The 19,506-nt window shown below is 44.3% G+C and carries 16 protein-coding genes; 10 read left to right on the top strand and 6 right to left on the bottom strand.

Features of this window, described 5'->3' with window-relative positions; translation table 11 throughout:
- Positions 1–3: 3 nt before the first annotated feature.
- Positions 4–1,944: a transglycosylase SLT domain-containing protein gene (locus LQZ07_RS17355; RefSeq protein WP_152781595.1), complete on the top strand. Its 1,941-nt coding sequence runs from the start codon at positions 4–6 to the stop codon at positions 1,942–1,944.
- On the opposite strand, the gene pdxH is transcribed toward LQZ07_RS17355, so the two are convergent.
- The gene (pdxH, locus tag LQZ07_RS17350; protein WP_152781593.1) at positions 1,934–2,587 is read right to left on the bottom strand and encodes a pyridoxamine 5'-phosphate oxidase; all 654 of its coding nucleotides are present in this window, start codon (positions 2,585–2,587) and stop codon (positions 1,934–1,936) included. The genes LQZ07_RS17355 and pdxH overlap by 11 nt on opposite strands.
- 196 nt (positions 2,588–2,783) lie before the next feature.
- Here pdxH and LQZ07_RS17345 point away from each other — a divergent pair, with 196 nt between their 5' ends.
- The 6 genes from LQZ07_RS17345 to LQZ07_RS17320 all read left to right on the top strand — a co-directional run bounded on the left by LQZ07_RS17345 (position 2,784) and on the right by LQZ07_RS17320 (position 9,126).
- Positions 2,784–3,803, top strand: coding sequence for a LacI family DNA-binding transcriptional regulator (locus LQZ07_RS17345; protein WP_152781591.1), 1,020 nt, complete (start codon positions 2,784–2,786; stop codon positions 3,801–3,803).
- A gap of 449 nt (positions 3,804–4,252) precedes the next feature.
- On the top strand, positions 4,253–5,086 hold the full coding sequence (locus LQZ07_RS17340; RefSeq protein WP_152781589.1) for an SDR family oxidoreductase: 834 nt from the start codon (positions 4,253–4,255) through the stop codon (positions 5,084–5,086).
- Positions 5,086–6,099, top strand: a complete 1,014-nt coding sequence (gene ltaE, locus LQZ07_RS17335) for a low-specificity L-threonine aldolase (protein ID WP_152781587.1) — start codon at positions 5,086–5,088, stop codon at positions 6,097–6,099. The genes LQZ07_RS17340 and ltaE overlap by 1 nt, the downstream gene beginning before the upstream one ends.
- A gap of 13 nt (positions 6,100–6,112) precedes the next feature.
- The gene (locus LQZ07_RS17330) at positions 6,113–7,393 is read left to right on the top strand and encodes a CinA family nicotinamide mononucleotide deamidase-related protein (protein ID WP_152781585.1); all 1,281 of its coding nucleotides are present in this window, start codon (positions 6,113–6,115) and stop codon (positions 7,391–7,393) included.
- Positions 7,394–7,469: 76 nt separating this feature from the next.
- A complete protein-coding gene (gene msrP / locus LQZ07_RS17325) occupies positions 7,470–8,477 on the top strand; it encodes a protein-methionine-sulfoxide reductase catalytic subunit MsrP (protein WP_152781583.1) in 1,008 nt (335 codons plus the stop codon).
- A 10-nt stretch (positions 8,478–8,487) separates the two neighbouring features.
- Positions 8,488–9,126, top strand: a complete 639-nt coding sequence (locus LQZ07_RS17320) for a sulfite oxidase heme-binding subunit YedZ (RefSeq protein ID WP_249483215.1) — start codon at positions 8,488–8,490, stop codon at positions 9,124–9,126.
- Positions 9,127–9,204: 78 nt separating this feature from the next.
- Here LQZ07_RS17320 and LQZ07_RS17315 read toward each other — a convergent pair whose 3' ends face one another.
- The 3 genes from LQZ07_RS17315 to LQZ07_RS17305 all read right to left on the bottom strand — a co-directional run bounded on the left by LQZ07_RS17315 (position 9,205) and on the right by LQZ07_RS17305 (position 12,697).
- Entirely contained in the window at positions 9,205–10,170 is a 966-nt protein-coding gene (locus LQZ07_RS17315; RefSeq protein ID WP_152781581.1) for a sensor domain-containing diguanylate cyclase, read from the bottom strand.
- Positions 10,171–10,328: 158 nt separating this feature from the next.
- The gene (gene gloA / locus LQZ07_RS17310; RefSeq protein WP_152781579.1) at positions 10,329–10,784 is read right to left on the bottom strand and encodes a lactoylglutathione lyase; all 456 of its coding nucleotides are present in this window, start codon (positions 10,782–10,784) and stop codon (positions 10,329–10,331) included.
- Positions 10,785–10,822: 38 nt separating this feature from the next.
- A complete protein-coding gene (locus tag LQZ07_RS17305) occupies positions 10,823–12,697 on the bottom strand; it encodes a hybrid-cluster NAD(P)-dependent oxidoreductase (RefSeq protein WP_194164103.1) in 1,875 nt (624 codons plus the stop codon).
- Positions 12,698–13,005: 308 nt separating this feature from the next.
- On the opposite strand from LQZ07_RS17305, the gene LQZ07_RS17300 reads away from it, so the two are divergent.
- The 3 genes from LQZ07_RS17300 to dinB all read left to right on the top strand — a co-directional run bounded on the left by LQZ07_RS17300 (position 13,006) and on the right by dinB (position 16,184).
- On the top strand, positions 13,006–14,319 hold the full coding sequence (locus tag LQZ07_RS17300; protein ID WP_152781576.1) for a choice-of-anchor L domain-containing protein: 1,314 nt from the start codon (positions 13,006–13,008) through the stop codon (positions 14,317–14,319).
- Between the two features lie 54 nt (positions 14,320–14,373).
- Positions 14,374–14,973 (top strand): peptidoglycan-binding protein, encoded by a 600-nt coding sequence (locus tag LQZ07_RS17295; protein WP_152781574.1) that lies wholly within the window; start codon positions 14,374–14,376, stop codon positions 14,971–14,973.
- 119 nt (positions 14,974–15,092) lie between these two features.
- Positions 15,093–16,184 (top strand): DNA polymerase IV, encoded by a 1,092-nt coding sequence (gene dinB / locus LQZ07_RS17290; protein ID WP_256471335.1) that lies wholly within the window; start codon positions 15,093–15,095, stop codon positions 16,182–16,184.
- Here dinB and LQZ07_RS17285 read toward each other — a convergent pair.
- Both LQZ07_RS17285 and LQZ07_RS17280 read right to left on the bottom strand, forming a co-directional pair.
- Positions 16,177–17,571 (bottom strand): SPFH domain-containing protein, encoded by a 1,395-nt coding sequence (locus LQZ07_RS17285; protein WP_152781572.1) that lies wholly within the window; start codon positions 17,569–17,571, stop codon positions 16,177–16,179. The two genes, dinB and LQZ07_RS17285, sit on opposite strands and share 8 nt — an antisense overlap.
- A gap of 192 nt (positions 17,572–17,763) precedes the next feature.
- On the bottom strand, positions 17,764–19,224 hold the full coding sequence (locus tag LQZ07_RS17280; protein WP_249483212.1) for an aminoacyl-histidine dipeptidase: 1,461 nt from the start codon (positions 19,222–19,224) through the stop codon (positions 17,764–17,766).
- Positions 19,225–19,506 lie beyond the last annotated feature (282 nt).

Genomic DNA, 19,506 nt, shown 5'->3' with positions numbered 1-19,506 from the left:
GTAATGCTCAAGCGGTTTTGGCGAGTACTGGTTTGTTTGGTGTGTGGCAGCTTGGGCATGGCTCATGCTGCAGAGTTAAGCCCCCAACAGCAGTCTTATAAAGATATAAGAAAACTGCAACGTGCCGATAAATGGGCGCAGGCAGAAAAGTCTATTGAAAAGCTTGGCGCTTACCCCTTGGTGGATCATTTGCAGTACTACCAGTTGCGTGGTCAATTGCGTAAGGCTTCACGTCAGCAAGTAGAACAGTTTATTTTAGACAATCCTCAATCTTACTTAAGCAATGCTTTGCAGCGCCGCTTTTTGTTGGAATTAGCGAGGCGTAAACAGTGGCAAAGTTACCTGGAGTTTTATCCAAAGCTACCCAATAGTATTGATTTGCAGTGCCACCACTATTTCGCTCAACTTAAAGTGGGCGATGCTAGTCAAGCTTGGCAAGGCGCCGAGAAACTATGGGTACATGGGCGTTCTCGCCCCAAAGCCTGCGACCCCTTATTTGACAGTTGGCAGAAAGCTGGAAATATTAGCGACCAACTACGTTGGCAACGAATGCTGTTGAGTTTTCAAGCCAGTAAGCCCGGTTTAATGAAATATGTTGCTAAGTCCTTATCTGATTCTAAAAAAGCTGATGCCAAGTTATTAGCGGATGCTTATGTTAAGCCTATGGCGGTGCTAAGTTCCGGTAAGTTAAAATTAAACCAATCTAGCCGCCATCAAGAAGTCGCTTTACTAGCAATTAAGCGTTTAGCTCGCTCAGACTTAGAGTCAGCCGTTGAGCATATTGAGCGTTGGTCGAAAGTACTGGCTAAATCAGACGCCTTATACCTTAATGTTGAACGCTATCTGATCCGCAAAGTGATTAGTGACAAAAGCCCAGAGCTATTGAAATGGTCAGATCGGCAGTTACGCCTTAATCCTGATACAGCGACAATTGAACGTCGAATTCGCCTAGCTATAGCAGAGCAGCAATGGGACCAAATAGGCTTGTGGATTGCCCGTCTTCCTGAAGCAAAGCAAAAGCAAGAGCGCTGGACCTACTGGCAAGCTCGTTCATTGGTGGCTTTAGGGCAGAAAGAACGCGCGCAACCTACCTTAGAGCTGCTGGCTAAAGAAAGAAGCTATCATGGCTTTTTATCTGCGCAGTTTTTGCAGCAACCTTATCAACTGGGAGAGCAGCGTCATATCACTAGCGACGATACTCTGAAACAGCTCAACCAACATCCAGTGGTGCTTAAAGTCACTGAACTACTTGCCTTAGGCGAGTATTACTCTGCCCGAACCGAGTGGGATACCTTGTTACGTCGTTCAAGTTTATTGCGGCAGCTTGATTTAGGTGTATTAGCCCTAAACAATGATTGGCAAGATTTGGCGGTTCAAGCCTCTATTGTTGCAAAGCAGTGGGATCAGTTGGAAATGCGTTTCCCTCTAAGCTTTGCTAAAGAGTTTGAGTACTTTGCTAATAAACGACAGGTTGAGGCAAGCCTACTTTATGCAGTAGCTCGTCAAGAGAGTGCTATGTATCCCTTGGCTCAAAGCTCGGTAGGGGCGCGCGGTTTAATGCAGCTAATGCCAGCCACAGCCAAAGAAACCGCACGAAAAATCGGTTTCCGTTATCGCTCGCGAAGCCAATTGTTCGAACCCGAAGATAATATACGCTTAGGCAGTGCTTACTTCGATGGTTTACTTAATCGCTATCAAGGGAATCGAATTCTTGCCGCAGCTGCATACAACGCTGGGCCACACCGGGTGAATCGCTGGTTGAAGGAGCGTGGTGATGTGCCTGCCGACGTATGGGTCGAGTCTATTCCTTTTAAAGAAACCCGCCACTACGTACAAAGTGTGCTGGCTTATCAGGTGGTATACCAGTATCGGCGTAAGCAGCAACTTACGCCGTTTCTTACCCCAAACGAACTGGGCTACCAATACGGCAAATCTAAGGGCTAAGGCGGTCTATCTTCCAACCTTTGGCATCACTGGTATAGCGAAAGCGATCGTGTAGACGGTCGGCTTTTCCTTGCCAGAACTCAATCGTGTCGGGGATGACTCGATAACCACCCCAAAACTCTGGCAATGGCACCGTTTTGTCAGCAAACTGCTGTTTGTATTGCGTTACTTGTTGCTCTAGCACTTCGCGGTTTGCGATAACTTGGCTTTGATGGCTCGCCCAAGCGCCAATTTGACTACCTCGGCCCCGACTATGAAAGTATTCTTCTGACTCTTTAGGGCTAACGCGTTCCACGCGGCCTTCTATTCGTACTTGGCGCTGTAGGATATTCCAATGAAAAGTGAGGCAAGCAAGTGGGTGATTTTCTAACTCTTGGCCTTTTCTACTGCCATAATTGGTATAAAAAACAAAGCCCTGCTCGTTAAAGACTTTGAGTAACACTACTCTGGCTGAAGGGCGGCCATCGGGACCTACTGAAGAAATGGTCATAGATTCAGGCAATACAATGCCCGAGTTCTCTGCTTGTTTAAACCAATCGCCAAATAGCTCAAAAGGATCTTCATTTCCTTTTGGTTCTGGTGGGGAAAGCAGCACCCCTTGGCCTAAGGTTAGCGCGCAGCGTATTTTACTTAAGAGTGACATAATTGATTTGCTTAATTAATTGATGCAACAAACAAAATTTGCATAAAAGGGTGAAAATAGCATAACTGACTAAAGATCATAGTTTACACTCTGTAGCACGGTTTCACTATCAAGTTTTGCTTTGGCTTGATATAGTTTTGCCTTGTTCGAGTTTCAGGTTTAATTCTGCTTAGCAGACGAAAAGAGGGTAAGTAATTTGGCCACAATTAAAGACGTTTCTCAGTTGGCGAATGTATCTATTTCGACAGTATCCCGTGTTATTAACAATACTGCCCAGGTTGCCCCGGAGAAACGAGAGGCCGTACTCAGAGCGATGGAAGAACTGCATTATCGCCCTAACAGCTTTGCCCAGGCTTTAGTGAGCAAACGCTCAGATTGCATTGGCTTGATTGTTGGTGATTTAGGTGGTGGTCCATTCTTCGTGCAAATGATGAAAGGCATTGAAGAAGTTGTTGATGAGTCTGATAAATACACTATTGTGATGTCTGGTCACCATAGTGCAGAAAAAGAACGCCATGCCATCGATATTTTATTGCAACGCCAATGTGATGCAGTAATTGTTCACTCAATGGCATTAAGTGATGAAGAGCTACGTGAAGTGGCCGATTGTGATACGCCATTTATTTTCATTAACCGTTTAGTGCCTGGTTTTGAAAACCGTTGTGTGTATTTAGATAACCATGAAGGTTGTTATAAAGCGACGTCATTCTTGTTAGAAAAAGGCCATAAAGATATTGCGTTTATCACCACCGATGACTTGTCATTTGCTGATGGCGTCGAGCGTTTATCTGGCTATCGCCAAGCAATGGAAGAGAGCTCTGGTCTGCTTAACGAGCAATTAATTGCGCGTGCTTATCCCGACGAAGTAGGTGGCAGTCAAGCCGTTGATAAGTTGCTAGAGCGCGGCGTAGAGTTTAGCGCCATTGTGGGTTACAACGACTCTATGGTGGCAGGTGCATTATCAGCACTGCGTGACAAAGGTTATGATATTCCAGGGCAAATCTCTGTAGTGGGTTACGATGACAACCACTACGCGCGTTTTGTTCACCCTAAACTAACCACGGTTCGCTACCCAATTGAAGACATGGGCAAACGTGCTGCTCAGTTAGCGATTGACATTTTGGAGTCGAAAGACGACGAAATGGGACCAAATGTTATGGATCTAAAATTTCATCCAGAATTGATCGTTCGCGACTCCGCTAGCGATAAATCGTGATCCAATTCAAAAAATAATAATTAAGGCTGCTTGCAGCCTTTTTTATGACTTGTCTTGAAAAGGTTTTCTGGTATCGTTTTCACATCGAGTGCAACTGTTAGCCGCATTTGAAGATTGAGTTTGAGATGACTTAATTGAAACTTTCCCGCTGTATAGGGTTGTTTGAATTACTTAGCCTTTTCTAGGTATCAACAATTCTAAAAACTTGCTGTTACGACCTAATTTATTAGGTCGTTTTTTTTGTCTGCGTTTTGGCGAAGCTGATTTTTCAACCTTTCCATAACAGCCACTATTGAATGCTCCCTCTATTCGAAGATGCAAACAATTAATGCTGAACTCTCCCGTTTTTATAGCCAATTGGCTTACCGCCATATTTTTATTTTTAATAGTGAACAGCCACATAGCTAGATAGGTATACTATGCAAATCTAAGGCACAGAAGGAAGCCCAGTGATTAAGCGAATTAGTATTGTAGGTTGTGGTTGGTTAGGGATGCCGTTGGCAAAGTCATTGCTAGAGCAAGGCTATTATGTGCTTGGCTCTAAGCGACACACTGAAGAGCTGGCAGAGCTTAGGGCCGCAGGCATAGAAGCTTACCGCCTAGAACTAAACCCGCAGCTTGATTCAAACAACATTGACGCTTTACTGAATAGCGATTTGCTGATCATCAATATTCCACCTGGGCGTAAAACCAACACTGCTGAATTTCATATTGCGCAAATAAGTAATTTGCTCGCAGCCGCCAAACGCCAAGGGCTGAAAAAGGTGCTGTTTGTTTCGTCTACTTCTGTATATGGCCCTATGCAGGGCGTGGTGGATGAGTCTAGCCCACGGCTACCAGAGGCTACCTCCGGTAAGGCTTTAAAGCAGATTGAAGATGAGCTAATCAATGATGCTGATTTTGATGCTTCGATATTGCGTTTTTCAGGTTTAGTGGGCGGGCAACGTAAACCAGGACGTTTTCTCTCGGGTAAAACGGTGAGTGGCCCTAGTAGCCCGATTAATATTATCCATCGCAGCGATTGTATTGAGATCATCAGCCAAATTATTAAGCGCGATTGTTGGGGAGAGACCTTTAATGCCAGCGCAGATCTTCATCCCACTAAGCAAACTTTCTACCAACTAGCAGCAGAGCAGTTAGGCTTAGCGGCTCCCAACTTTGTTGATGGAACAGCAAGTAACAAGGTTATTGCCAATAACAAACTTAAAGCCAGCCTAAATTTTCAATTTACCTATCCTGACCCTATGGCATGGTTGCAGGACAATATCGAAGAGGCAGAATAATGAGCGATTTTAGAAGTGATACTGTAACCCAGCCTAGCCAAGCGATGCGCCAGTTAATGAGTGCTGCTCCAGTAGGTGACGATGTTTATGGGGATGACCCAACAGTAAATCATCTGCAAAGCTATGCTGCAGAGCGCATGGGCAAACAAGCTGCGTTATTTTGTAGTTCTGGTACTCAGGCCAATTTACTGGCGATAATGGCCCATTGCCAACGTGGAGATGAGTATATTTGTGGGCAAAATGCTCACAACTATAAATACGAAGGAGGCGGTGCGGCAGTACTTGGCAGCGTTCAGCCTCAGCCTATTGAAAACGAAGGCGATGGCAGCCTTAATTTAGATAAAGTAAAAGCCGCTATTAAATCCGATGATTTCCACTTTGCTAAAAGTCGTTTGTTATCGCTGGAAAACACCATTGGTGGAAAAGTATTGCCAATGGATTATTTAGCTACGCTACGTCCTTTTGTTGAGCAAAATAACCTGGCTTTGCATTTGGATGGCGCACGCATTTTTAATGCGATAGTTAAAAGCGGTGAAGATGAACGAAAACTTGTTGACCCTTTCGACAGTTTTACAATTTGTTTATCTAAAGGACTTGGCGCACCCATTGGCTCTTTATTGCTGGGCAGCGAAGAGCTTATTGCTCGAGCAACTCGATTAAGAAAAATGTTGGGTGGCGGGATGCGTCAAGCGGGTATTATTGCAGCTGCTGGACAATATGTTTTAGAAAACAATGTACAGCGTTTAGCCGATGACCATAGCAACGCTCTTTATCTAGCCGAGCAACTTGCAACTATTGAGGAGCTAAGTTGTGAGCCAAGCCTTGTGCAAACTAATATTGTATATGCCACTTGTCTAAAGCAGCAGTCTAGCGCTTTGGCCGCTGCATTAGCTGAACAAGGGATTTTGATGACCGCTGGCACGCCAATGCGATTTGTTACCCATTTAAATGTGAACAAACAAGATATAGATACTCTGATAACCGCAATTAAACAGTTTTACGCAGGACAATAAGGGCCCCAATGCTATGAAAATTGAAATGCTGAGTACTGGTGACGAAGTATTACAAGGTGATATCGCCGATACCAATGCTGCTTGGTGTGGCCAAGAGTTAAATGAGCTCGGTTTAAGCTTTAGTCGTCGCCAAACGGTGGCAGATAACATGAATGATATTGTTGATGCGTTGCAGCAAGCGGCTGAGCGCAGCGACTGGGTATTAGTTAATGGTGGCTTAGGTCCAACCAGCGATGACTTGAGCGCTGAAGCCGCAGCGCGGTTAACCGCTTGTGAGCTTGAGCTTAACCAAGATTGGCTAAAGCAGCTTGAAGCTTGGTATGTGGCACAAAACACTAAAATGCCTGAAAGTAATATCAAGCAAGCCATGTTACCCAAGGGCGCAGTGTTAGTGGATAACCCTATAGGCACAGCATGTGGCTTTATAGTGGAACATGCTGGGGCAAAACTTATCTTTACCCCGGGCGTGCCTAGCGAGTTTAAGCGAATGCTCAAAGAACAGTGGTTTCCACAGCTAATCGCCGCGGCACCCAATGCGCAAGCCAAGGTTAAGCGCTTTTATACCTTTGGTTTGTCTGAGTCTTCACTTAGTGATCGCTTTAACGATTTAGCGCTACCAGAAGGTGTTCATCTGGGGTATCGCTCAGCGCGTCCAAGTATTGAAGTTAAGCTGTTTTATCCGCGAGAGGCTCCTCAATATGAGCAATTAAGCCAAGTCGTTCGCAACGAGTTAGCCGACCATGTATTTACCGAAGATCAAGGCAATTGGGCCTTGTACCTGCAACAGTTGATGAAAGCGCAGGGCAAAAAGCTGGCCTTAGCTGAATCTTGCACTGGCGGGATGTTAGCTGCAGAGCTGATTGCGGTTGCGGGAAGCTCTGCCTACTTAGATCGCGGCTTTGTTACTTACAGTAATCAGGCAAAGCAGCAAAGCATTGGGGTGCCAGCAGCAACTATTGAGCAATATGGCGCAGTATCAATTGAAACCAGCCAAGCAATGGCTCTAGGCGCACTTAAACATAGCGAGGCAGATATTGCTTTGTCGGTCACTGGCATAGCAGGGCCAAGTGGCGGTAGTGAGGAAAAGCCGGTAGGTACCGTTTGTTTTACCTTAGCAGAAGGCGATAAATGTATTAGTCAGCAACTATTACTTAGTAATCGAAGTCGCTCGGTAGTACGTATTATGTCTACCGCCGTTGCTATGGATATGTTGCGTCGGTACTTAACCGGCTCGCCAGTATTAGGTGAGTATCAGCACTTAAAACGCATTGATAGTGCCGATAGAATCCTGTAGCTGAATTAGTTTAACAGCGGCGAGTTTCACGAAATTTATTTGGCACTAGTGTGGTCTGTTATAAAAAGGAGATGCTATGTGGTTGAAATTTAAACGTGATTGGGAAGAGCCCGAGTCGGCTGTTACCCCTGAAGCGCTGTTTAAGCAGCGCCGCAATATTATCAAAGGTTTTGGCGTTGCAGGAGCTGCTAGTTTGCTTCCAGCTACGGGGCAGGCTGCCTCTTGGTTTGGTGGTGACGACGAAGAGCCAGCAGCAATAGTGCGGCGCGCTCTCAATAAAACCGATATTCCCCCTTTGCATAACGATGCCTTAACGCCAGAGGCAAAAGCCATTAGCCATAATAATTTTTATGAGTTTGGCACTGCAAAAGATGACCCCGTTAAGAACAGCCGCCAGTTTAATCCTAACCCTTGGTCTTTCACCATCGATGGTTTGGTGGAAAAACCACTGACCTTAGATTTAGATGACGTAATGGCTAAAATGGCTTTAGAGCAACGTATTTACCGTTTACGTTGTGTAGAAGCTTGGTCGATGGTTATTCCTTGGGTAGGCTTTTCTTTGAGTGATTTGCTCAAACAAGTTAAACCTTTGTCATCGGCGCGTTATGTTGCTTTTGAAACGCTGTACGATCCAGAACAAATGCCAGGTCAGAAGAGCCGGTTTGTAGGTGGCGGCATTAATTATCCCTATGTAGAAGGCTTGCGTTTAGATGAAGCGATGAACCCTTTAAGCTTTATGGCAGTAGGCATGTATGGCAAAACCTTACCTGCGCAAAACGGTGCGCCATTGCGCTTAGTTCTGCCTTGGAAGTACGGGTTTAAGAGCATTAAGTCGATAGTGCGAATTCGCTTTACCGATGTAGAGCCGCCCACCACTTGGAATATCCTTTCACCCCATGAGTATGGCTTTAATGCCAATGTAAATCCCAAGGTCGACCATCCTCGATGGAGCCAAGCGTCTGAACGTAGAATTGATGACGCGGGTTTATTGGGACGCAAGCGTATCGATACCGAAATGTTCAATGGTTATGGTGAGCAGGTTGCCCACTTATACAAAAACATGGATTTAACCCGCTACTTCTAATGGTGATTAGGTGAGTAAAGCTATAAACAAAACGCTTGCCAGCTATCGTTGGCAACTAAAAGGCCTATTGCACCTGCTGTTATTATGCCCGTTGTTTTATTGTGTTTTAGCGGTCGTTAATGGCTGGTGGGGAGGAGACCCCGTTCAGGCTATTATTCATTACCTAGCGAACAGTGCATTAAACATTTTGCTCATTACGCTGTGTTTAGCGCCTGTGTCACGCAAGTTTAAATTGCCTAGCTTATTAGGCTATCGGCGCTTAATTGGGCTTTATGTGTTCGTTTATGCACTGTTGCATTTAGCGGCTTACTTGGTGATTGATTTAGGTTTAGATTGGCAGCTATTTTGGCAGGAGAATATCCAACGACCTTACATTTGGTTGGGCATGGTTGCCTTTGTGGTATTGCTAGCAATGAGCATTACTTCGCTTAAAGCCTTACAACAAAAACTAGGGCGTCGTTGGTTGCAATTGCATGGCTTAGTTTATCCTATAACCTTGCTTGTTCTGGTTCACTTTTGGTGGTCATTAAAGTCGGGGTGGTTAGAACCGGTGCTTTATTTAGTGGTGGTTGCTGGCTTGTTTTCACTGCGAAAGCTGCAAATTCAGCGTTGGTTGAGTAGTTTTAATAATACCAGTCACTCTAAGTAAGTGAGCAGAAATAAGGCAGTTATCGAGTATTTTGACCAGATAGGATGAACAGATACTTAGTACGATTGGTATAAATAGCTACTTTGGAGTAGGGGCCTTCCACAGTGCGTAGTTGTTTTTGCCATTATGTTTAACTTGGTACATGGCTTGGTCTGCGCGATGGAGAATTTGGTTAAATTCTTCGTTGTGACGGTGAAAGCTGCACATACCTATGCTTAGGCTCACCGAAACTTCAATATGATTAAAACTATGAGTTTGGTTGAAACTATCGAGCAATGTTCTAGCCTGTTGCTCTAGCTGCTCGGTATCACTAAAGGGCAGCAGTATGGCAAACTCATCGCCGCCAATGCGCCCTGCCTTTGCTTTTTCAGGACAGCTATCTTGGATACGTTTAGCACAAGCTTTTAGTATGTGATCGCCCGCAGTATGGCCATACTGGTCGTTAATTGGCTTGAATTGATCTAAATCGACAAATATTAAGGTGCCGCCGTTGGCATCTATGGTTTGGCAAAATCGGTTGAACTCCGTTTCAAATGCATGGCGGTTTAGTAAACCCGTTAGGGTGTCATGGTGGGCCAACTTAGATAAGCGGTGTTGGTCTACGCGCAGTTGAGTGACATCGATATGCGTGCCAATCACTCGAAGTGGGTTATTGTCGTGATCATACTCTTGAATGGTGCCGCGGTCTTTAATCCAGCGAGTACTACCATCTTGATGCACCATGCGATATTCAATATTGTATTCATTACTATGCCCGTGGATCATTGACTCAAAAGCATTAATAGCTAGCTCTTTGTCTTCGGGGTGAAGGTTAGATTTCCAATTTTCGTAGAGTGCTTCTTGCTCAGAAGCTGAAATGCCACAAATTTTTCCGTATTCACAATTGTAAAGACTAAGCCTACCACTAGGAATATCCTGCTCCCAAAGCACAAGTCCGCTGTCGTTTAGGGCAATATTAAGAAGGTTTTTAGTGTCATCGAGTTGGGATTGTAGATGCCGATTTTGCTCGCGCAGTTCGGCGATAATCTTGTCGCTTTCATCCATTAATGCGGCTTCACAATGTGTTTACAATTGTAAGCAGTTTATCAAATTTTACTCTCGCTTTCCTATAATTATTTGACTCTCTGGTCAAATCTAATGGGCGATACAGTTTTTTATTCCGTATCGCCAAGTTTACAAGTTGTTATTTAAGGCCTTAATTCTTACCAAGAACCAGTGCTTGGCATAGATGCCCAAGGCTCTTGTGGAGGCAGAGATTCACCTTGTTGTAAGAGTTCTACAGAGATCCCATCTGGAGAAACGATAAATGCCATGTGGCCGTCTCTTGGTGGGCGGTTAATGGTTACACCGGCATTTTGCAGTTTCTGGCACAAGCCGTAAATGTCTTCTACCGACACCGCAATGTGACCAAAGTTACGACCGCCGGTGTAGTTTTCCTGTTGGCCATCTTCATCTGGCCAGTTGTAAGTTAACTCTAAGCAAGGTGCGTTTTCGGCTTTTACTCGCTCAATGTCTTCATCGGCAGCCAAATAGATGAGAGAAAATCGCCCTTGTTCGCTTTCGTAACGACGCACTTCGCTCATGCCAAGTAAATCGCAGTAAAATCGCATGGACTCGTCGAGATCTTTAACTCGAACCATGGTGTGAAGAAACTTCATATTGTCTTCCTGTTAGTTTAATAATGATTAGATTTTTGCTAATCCTGAGTAATGCAGACATCCCCTTTGGGAATACAGCTACAACTCAAGATATAGCCTTGTTGTTTTTCATCGTCGGTTAATCCGTTATCTTCTAATACTTCAACTTCACCACTTTGCAGCTTAACCTTGCAGCTACCACAAAAACCGCCACGACAAGAGTAAGGTAAGTTTAGGCCTGCTTGTTCTGCTTGCTCTAATAAGTTTTGCTGATTGTTGCCTTGAAGGTAGGTATCCCAACTGTCGAATAAAATATTCAGCGCTTTAGTCTCTGAACTCGTGGTAGGGTGATGACCAAAGCTCTCTTCGTAATAATCGTCTTCATGTAAACCTAAGGCTAACAGTTGTTCTTTAGCGCTTTGCATAAAGGTCTGTGGGCCACATACATAAACAGCGCGTTGTTCTAAATCAGCTACATCCATCAACATGCCTCGGTTTAGACGACCTTGATAGCCTTGCCAGTTTTCAGGGGCTTGTTGGGTGAGTGTATAGCGGATACTGCAGTGACTAAAGTTTTGGCTAAGTAGCGCTAGTTCTTGCTCAGCAATCAGGTCATTTTCACTATGAGCACTATGCAAAAACACAATATCTCTGTCGATATTCAGATCACTTAAATAGCGCATCATCGACAACATAGGGGTAATACCGCTACCGGCGGAGAGTAAAAGTAATTTGGCGTTGCTGCTTTGCTTAACATGAAAATCGCCATCGGGAGCATGGGCTTTTAAGCTCATGTTTGGCTTGAGGGTATCATGAAGCCAGTTAGACACTTGGCCATCAAGCACCCGTTTAACGGTAATGGCTAAGCGTTGTGGGCGAGTAGGAGAGCTAGAAAGCGTGTAGTTGCGGCGCAGTGGCTTTCCGTCAACTTCAAACTCGAAGCCTATATATTGGCCAGGCAAATATTCACTCAAGGTTTGCTCGGGGGCCTCAAAGATAAAGGTTTTTACATCGTGAGTTTCTTGTTTTACAGCTAAACAACGTAATTCAAGTGCCTCTCCTTGTTGCCACTGCTGTTTGTCTGGGGAAGTTTGGCTTCGTTTATTTACGTTTTCCGGGTAACGCTCTGGTGTGCGAGTTTCAAGCACTTCTACTGGGTCGTATAAGCTAATATTTCCGCTGTTAAGCGCGATGACATTCTGCCCAAAATAAAGATTGCCGTCTTCACCTTGGCGATACTTAGCTAGAGTACTAAGTGGTTCTTTGTTGGCATCAAACTCACCTGTGCGCTGGTCAAGAGTGGTAAATACACAACGTGAGCAAGGGTTTTGCACTTCAAATTCTACTTCACCAATCTTAAAGCGCTTCCAGCCGTCTTCGGCAAAGGCTTCAGTATTTTTAACCACTAAGTTAGGGCGAAATTGTTCCATGCTGTGCTTGGTGGTAGAGCGCAGGTTCAAGTCTTCGAGTGATGCTTCTGAGATCAGTAACAGTGGGTAACCATCGGCAAAGGCGACTTGGCTTTCACGCTGTTTTACCAAACGAGATGAATGTTCACCAAAAAATACTAAATGGCATTTTTCCCCCAAATAGCGACTAAACCATTGGTCGTAAGATTCACTGCAATGCTGGGCTTGCACTGTATCTTTCCAAATCATTATCTCTTGGTAGTGACTAGAGAACTCGGCATATTGTATCGCCAAGTTTGGCATGTTTTTGGCTCTTAGCTGCAAACCTGTTTGGGTAAGCGCAGCATGAACTTGAGCCAATTTTGGGTGAGTACGTGCGGTAATTTGTTTGCCATCCGGTTGGCAAACCACAAAGCGCCGGTCAAAGGCTAAGCCATGCTCTTCAACAAAGGCATGATTTAGATGAATACCTGCGGTTGATTTAATCGGATAAACACTTAATTGACTAACACGAGCATCATTCACTGCTTGAGCTTCCTTTTGCCTATTTAATCTAGCAATAGTACTCAAGCAAAGGCTTGGTAGCTAGGGTGTTCAGCAAAAAACGGGCTACGTTTTCGCTACCTGACCTTAACCACCGAGTCATGAGTTAAAGTGTAATTATATTATAAATGAATCTGTCAGTTTTATTTACAATCAACCCAAAAACTTAGCTGCTATAAAAACTATTTATATATTTATCATTGCCTTATCTTTATGTTTTCAGCTGGCGTGCTTTTTGCTCACTAAATAGACTTTTAAGTTCACTCGTTATTTAAGGAAGGGAAGCTGTCATGAACAAAAAAGTTTTGCAGGCCTCGCTGGTTTCGTTAGCGATTGGAACGCTCTATGCGCCTATGGCCTCTGCTATCGTTATTACCGAAAGTTTTGATGCAATGGAGCTAGCTGAATCTTTGTTAGTTCCTGATTCAAGTATTGTTATCAATTCGGCGACTTTGTCTCAATCTGGTCTTGGGCAAGCTGGTACTTTCACCAATGAGTCTGGCGTATATGGTATTCCCTCGGAAGGCGGAGTGGTTCTTAGCTCTGGTTTAGTTAAATCGTATGAGGATGGGCCAAATACTGACAGTGGGTTTACCGGAAGTTTTGACACTGCAGCAACTGCTGAGCAAAACGCAATGTTAACCCCTTTAACGGGTATTCAAGGCCATTTTGATCCGGTGCAGTTAGATATTAGCTTCACTGTAAATTCAGTCGATCCTACCACATTGACTTTTTTCGGGGTATTTGGCTCTGAAGAGTGGCCGGAGTATGTTGGTGGTACTGTCACCGATGGCTTTGGCTTATTTCTAAATGGTGAGAATATCGCAGGAGCCTTACCTACCGGTTCTAGCGCAGGTGACCCTTTGTTACCTATCAATATTGACCATCCAGATATGAGTGACATTCGAGGTACTGAACTTGATGGCGTACTCGCACCAAACGGCAATCCGCAGTTGCGTTTTGATGCGCCAGTTCAACCAGGGGTAAACACCTTTACTTTCATTTTGGCTGATGCCGGCGATAGCGTGTTAGACACGACTATCTTCTTAAGTAGCTTTGGTGAATTAGGCGAATCTGAATTTGTGCCGATTTTGCCGGATCCGAGTAACCCTACTGATGAAAATGGTGCCTTTGTATTTGACCTACCCGAGGTACAAAGTGGTGAAACGATTTGGATCGACCCTGATGTAGCGGCTGGTTATGTCTACTCTACTGATGGTATGTTTGCTTCAGTTACCGCGCCTTCATTAGCTTCGGTGAATGACCCGGACGGTTACGTGATTGAGTTTTTGTTTGAAGGAGTATTGCAGCAAATTGCATTAGCAGCAGGAGAAACGTTTGAGTTTGGTATCAACTTTGACCCTGTAAGTACCTTCACCTTAAGCGGCATTAACTTAGATCTTGGCTTGGATCCTACCAGTCCGCTGGCATTTGTTACCGGTTTGTCTTTTGTCGAAACGGGCAGCTTCCAAGTGTCGCAGTTACCCGTTACGGTATTTGTGCCAGATAACAACAGCGTGCCAGAGTCGCCAACTTTATTTATGTTTGGTCTAGTTATGGCATTTTGGGCTGGACGAAAAAAGCTCAGTGCTTATTATAAATAGTATTGTTTTTAAAAGCCTAAGTGAAAACTTAGGCTTTAATCTTTTTGGGGTGTCATGAAACATATACTGATAGTTGTTTGGTCGATTGCGGTGTTTATTAGTGGCAGTGCATTGGCTGCTGACGATTCTGGTAAATTTGCGGCAAAAGGCGCCGCAAGAAAAAGCTGTAGTGACTTTACTCAAAGCGCTCAACAGAAAAATTCTGATTACTTACTTTATGGTGGTTGGTTAGAAGGTTACGTGACTTCTTACAATCAATTTCAGCCCTCAAACTATGATGTTGTGCCTTGGCAAACTACCGAGTTGTTGTTGGCATTACTGCAGCGTCATTGTAAAGCTAACCCCGATATTAAGTACTTAGATGCAGTAAATAGCTTAATTAAAACGGTGTTTCCAATTCGCTTAGAAAAAGAGAGCCCGTTAGTGCAGGTCTCTGTGGCCGATGCAAACTCTTATTATTATGTAGAGATTTTGCAGCGAGCTAAGCAGCGTTTAAAGTTTTTAGGGTATTACAATACTGCGGTTGATGGCTCAGTATTTACCCCATTGGATGTGGAAGTATTTGTTAAGTATCAAAAAGACATCGGCATTCCGCAAACGGGTATTCCCGATCAGTTTACCTTGTCTAATTTATTCCTTAAAAAGCCGCAATAACACAACTCAATTGTTTACCAAACAGAGCCACTTTGCTTTAAAGCAAAGTGGCTCTGTTACTTTGAATTTTTAGTAAAATATCGCATACTGTGTTTATATACAGTTTTGAGGCGATAGCTGTGGCAGATTTACAGCCAATACAACGTAAAATAATCCATGTTGATATGGACTGTTTTTATGCGGCTGTTGAAATGCGAGACCAACCAGAGCTAGCCAATGTTCCTTTGGCTGTAGGTGGCATGCGCAGCGGTCGCGGGGTGTTGACTACTTGTAACTACCTTGCGCGTGAATATGGTGTTCGCTCAGCTATGCCAACCCATAAAGCCTTGCAGCTTTGTCCGCATTTAGTATTGGTGCCTCCACGCATGCAGGTTTACCAAGAAGTGAGTAAACAAGTACAAGGCATTTTTCATGAATACGCCGATGCTATAGAGCCGCTGTCTTTGGATGAAGCTTACCTAGATGTAAGTAATAGTGAGGCCTGCAAAGGCTCGGCCACACTCATCGCTGAACAAATCCGCCAAGATATTTTTGCTAAAACAGGTCTAACAGCTTCTGCTGGTGTGGCGCCTGTGAAGTTTTTAGCCAAAATCGCTTCAGATTTAAATAAACCCAATGGTGTATATGTTATTAAACCGCAGCAAGTCAGTGAGTTTATCGAGACCCTAGCGCTCGAAAAAATCTCAGGTGTTGGCAAGGTGAGTATTGAGAAGCTGCATCATCAAGGTTTGTATACCGGCGGTGATGTACGCCGTGCAGATAAAGACAAGTTAAAGCAGCTATTTGGTAAGTTTGGCGAGATGTTGTGGCTGCGTTGTCAGGGGGTAGACGAGCGCGCTGTAAGCAACGACCGTAAGCGAAAATCGGTGGCAGTAGAGCGCACCTTTGCTAAAGACGAAGGTAACCAAGCTATTTTGGTAGAGCGCTTGTTAGCCTTGCTGCCTGAGCTTAGGCGGCGCAGTGAAAAGCACTTAAAGCAAGCCAAGATGAATAAGCTAGGGGTGAAGGTAAAATTTGCAGATTTTCAACAAACGACTAAAGAGCAACAGTGTCAGCATATTGATGAGTCGGCATTATTGGAGTTGTTTGAAGAGGCTCTTGCTAGAGGAAAGGGAAAGGCGGTGCGGCTAATTGGTTTGCATATTGGTTTGGCTTATGAGCAGCAAAACCAGTCACCACAACTGGTTTTGCCTTTAGAGTTAACTACTTAGTTAGGTCTCGGTCATAACTAAGTCGTTTAGCTGCATCTAAAGTTAACATTTGCATAAATGCTCGCGTTTCAGCGTCGCTGCCTGAGGGTGTTCCTGATTGACTGCCTGCGCCAAAAACGTTTGTAGGTACGTTACGTTTTGCAAAGGCTTCTGCCCAAAGCGCTTGAATCTTTACTTCCGCTTCTAGTTTCTGAGCTAAGGCGTTATCCGCTTCAAGAATTACCCGTTTTTGATAGGCTTCTGCTTCTGCCAAGGTTCGTTTGGTTTCAGCTTCGATACGGGCTTTTTCTAGGTCGATTTCAGCCGTTTCTTTAGAGATCTCTGCCTGAGCCTTTAGTTTCTCTGCATTGGTGATAGCAAGCTGTTTGTCGGTTTGCGCTTCGGTGGTTTTTTGAATCTGCTCAACCTTTGCTTGAGCTTGACGCTCTGCGACTTCACGTTCACCACGAGCAATGGCGAGTAGTCGTTGCTCTTCCTCTTGAACTCGCTGCTCGCGAGCAATGGCTCGGTCAGCTGAGGCTTTTTGTTTGAGCTGCATACGCTCAATAAACTTGGCATTCGGGCGCATATCGGTCACTAATGCTGATACTACCGTTACGCCAAAATCGGTGAAGCGCTGCGACTTACGCATCGGTAAGCCGTTTGTATCTAGTACTTTGTTCACCACAAATACTGTTTTGCTATCGTCACCATATTCTTCTTGGTCGGTGCCCAGAGCGGCGTTGGCAGTGCCTGTAGACTGTTTTGAGTGTATGGTGATTTCTTCACGTTTAACTAAGAAAATACCGCTACTCATTTGGTTTTCAAACTCTGAGTTGAATTCAGTTCTTCCGCCTGCATAGTATTCTTCGGCTGCCATTAATGAAGCATTTGCTTGCAAGGTTTCTTTAAAGGCTGGTATCAGTGCGGTACGTAATAAGTTTTCCGGCGATCTAAACTCATGGGCCAGTTTTAAGAAAGATTCATGGTCGGCAGGAATCGAAAAACGCACGGTGGCTTCGGCATGAGCGTCTACTTGGTCTAAGAACATAATGCTCATTGGCGGTAGGCTAGCTGAGGAGTTGTCAGAGTCTTTTTCCGCGCGGATAGAGTTTGTAGCAGCACCCGATAAAGACTGCACGGTCATTGCTCTCTTCCATGAGTTGTAACGGCCAAAAGGATAAAACTTATAACCAACTTCAGTGACTACTGCTTCATTACCGGTAACAGTTCTAACGTGGTATATGTAACCCGGTTCTGCATAGAAAAATGAGTTACTTAAGGTGTAGCCTAATCCCGCGAGGGCTAGCAAAATGAAAACAAACTTAAAGTTAAATTGAAATCCACCTTTTTTAAGCTTGTTTAGGCTATCTAGGGCTTTTTCTGCACTGGCATTGGTTTCAGCCATTGTTAGTTCCTTCTAAATCAATGTTTACACTAAAAAATAAAGGCTGCGATATTAGCACAGCTAGCCGTCTTGTTGAGGGTAATATTAATAATTTAATAAACAGAGTTTTGGAATTATAACTCGCTGGCGGAGAGCTTTGATATATAAGGCAAACTGGCACAGAAACCAGTTTGCCTTCTTAAACAGAATATACTAATTAGTTGGGATGTTTTTCAGCACACTGAGTAGTAGTTGCCAGTATTTTTCTACAGCGGCAATTTCTACTTTCTCATCAGGGCTATGTGGGAACTTAATGGTAGGGCCAAAAGAAGCCATGTCCCATTCTGGGTAAGCACTTTTAAATAAACCACACTCTAAGCCCGCATGAATAACCATCACATTTGGGCACTTGCCAAATAGCTCTTGGTAGCTTTGCTGAACGACGTTTTTCATTACCGAGTTAGCTTCTGGTTTCCAGCCTGGGTAGGCGCCAGTGTGGCTAATCTCAGCGTTGGTTAAGCTGAACAATGACGCCAAGCTTGCTTCAACTTGTAAACGGCTTGAATCGATGAGCGAACGCACTAATATTTTTGCATCAATGGTTGATTCTGTTTGGCTAATTACGCCAAGGTTAAGTGAGGTTTCTACTACACCGGTAACCGTTTGACTCATGCTTACCACGCCGTTGGTGCAGGCATTTAAGCTGGCGATAATTTGTTGAGATAAGCTAGTGTTCAAGCTTGTCTCTGGAGTAGCAACCTGCTGGCTGGTAATGCTTAAAGTTGTTTCAACTAGGCCAAACTCGTCAACTATCTCGAGGGTTTGTGCTTCGATAACTTGCTCAAGCTCAGCGTGTTTTGCTGCGTTAAATACCAATTTACAGCTGGCTTCGCGAGGAATCGCATTGCGTAGGCTTCCGCCTTGTATTTCGCAAATGATTGGCTCAATGCCTTGCTGTTGCATGGCTGCCAGTAAACGCACTAATAATTTGTTGGCATTGGCGCGGCCAGTATCAATGTCGCAACCCGAGTGACCGCCTTTTAGGCCTTTAACGCTTAATTCAATGGCTAATTGATTGCTTTGAGTTGCTTGGTACTCAAGAGGGAAGCTCACGTTGGTATCGCCGCCACCGGCACAGCCCATGTAAACTTCACCTTCTTGTTCTGAGTCGGTGTTGATTAGCAGTTTACCTTCAAGCACACCAGCTTGCAGACCAAAGGCGCCAGTCATACCCGCTTCTTCATCAATGGTAAATAAGGCTTCAATAGGGCCGTGAGGGATGTCGTTACTGGTTAAAATGGCCAATATAGATGAGCCGCCAATGCCGTTATCTGCGCCCAGCGTTGTGCCTTCAGCGGTAACCCATTCGCCATCGATATAAGGGCGAATAGGATCTTTGGTAAAGTCGTGTTGGGTATCATTATTGGCTTGCGGCACCATGTCTAGGTGAGCTTGTAGTATTACGCCTTGGCGATCTTCCATGCCTGCGGTGGCAGGTTTTTTAATAATTACGTTGCCCACTTCATCTTGAAAATGTTCAAGTTGGTGTTCGGCAGCTAAACCCATTACCCAGTCAATCATTGCTTGTTCGTGCTTAGAGGGGTGAGGGATAGAACACATTGTTTCGAAGTGTTGCCATAAACCCTGGGGATGTAGAGAAGATAGTGTAGACACAAAGCCACCTTTTAAACTGTATTACTAGAATTAATAGAACTCTATCAGCTCAAAACTGTGAATATAAGTCTGTTAATGTGCTTCTTGGTGGAATAATTGTTTGGGCGCAATAAGCCACCTCTTTAACTAATGGTTTTGTTACTAGTGGCTAGCATGATAATCACTATCAAGAAAGCATCAAAATTCCCATATAAACTAAATAATTACCGCATTTCGAAGCATATTAACGTTATGAGTTGGTGATTTTAGCTTTTTTTGCTGATCTAGCGCAGGTTGGTTGCA

The organism is Agarivorans sp. B2Z047, assembly GCF_023373605.1.
Lineage (GTDB): Bacteria > Pseudomonadota > Gammaproteobacteria > Enterobacterales > Celerinatantimonadaceae > Agarivorans > Agarivorans albus.
Note: the sequence above shows the minus strand (reverse complement) of the source record. Positions and strands in the feature narration are given on the sequence as shown.

Coding starts and splice junctions, on each gene's coding strand:
- LQZ07_RS17330 (WP_152781585.1), top strand. CDS start 6,113: ATGAAAATTGAAATGCTGAGTACTGGTGACGAAGTATTACAAGGTGAT.
- ltaE (WP_152781587.1), top strand. CDS start 5,086: ATGAGCGATTTTAGAAGTGATACTGTAACCCAGCCTAGCCAAGCGATG.
- LQZ07_RS17355 (WP_152781595.1), top strand. CDS start 4: ATGCTCAAGCGGTTTTGGCGAGTACTGGTTTGTTTGGTGTGTGGCAGC.
- LQZ07_RS17315 (WP_152781581.1), bottom strand. CDS start 10,170: ATGGATGAAAGCGACAAGATTATCGCCGAACTGCGCGAGCAAAATCGG.
- gloA (WP_152781579.1), bottom strand. CDS start 10,784: ATGAAGTTTCTTCACACCATGGTTCGAGTTAAAGATCTCGACGAGTCC.
- LQZ07_RS17295 (WP_152781574.1), top strand. CDS start 14,374: ATGAAACATATACTGATAGTTGTTTGGTCGATTGCGGTGTTTATTAGT.
- LQZ07_RS17285 (WP_152781572.1), bottom strand. CDS start 17,571: ATGGCTGAAACCAATGCCAGTGCAGAAAAAGCCCTAGATAGCCTAAAC.
- pdxH (WP_152781593.1), bottom strand. CDS start 2,587: ATGTCACTCTTAAGTAAAATACGCTGCGCGCTAACCTTAGGCCAAGGG.
- msrP (WP_152781583.1), top strand. CDS start 7,470: ATGTGGTTGAAATTTAAACGTGATTGGGAAGAGCCCGAGTCGGCTGTT.
- LQZ07_RS17300 (WP_152781576.1), top strand. CDS start 13,006: ATGAACAAAAAAGTTTTGCAGGCCTCGCTGGTTTCGTTAGCGATTGGA.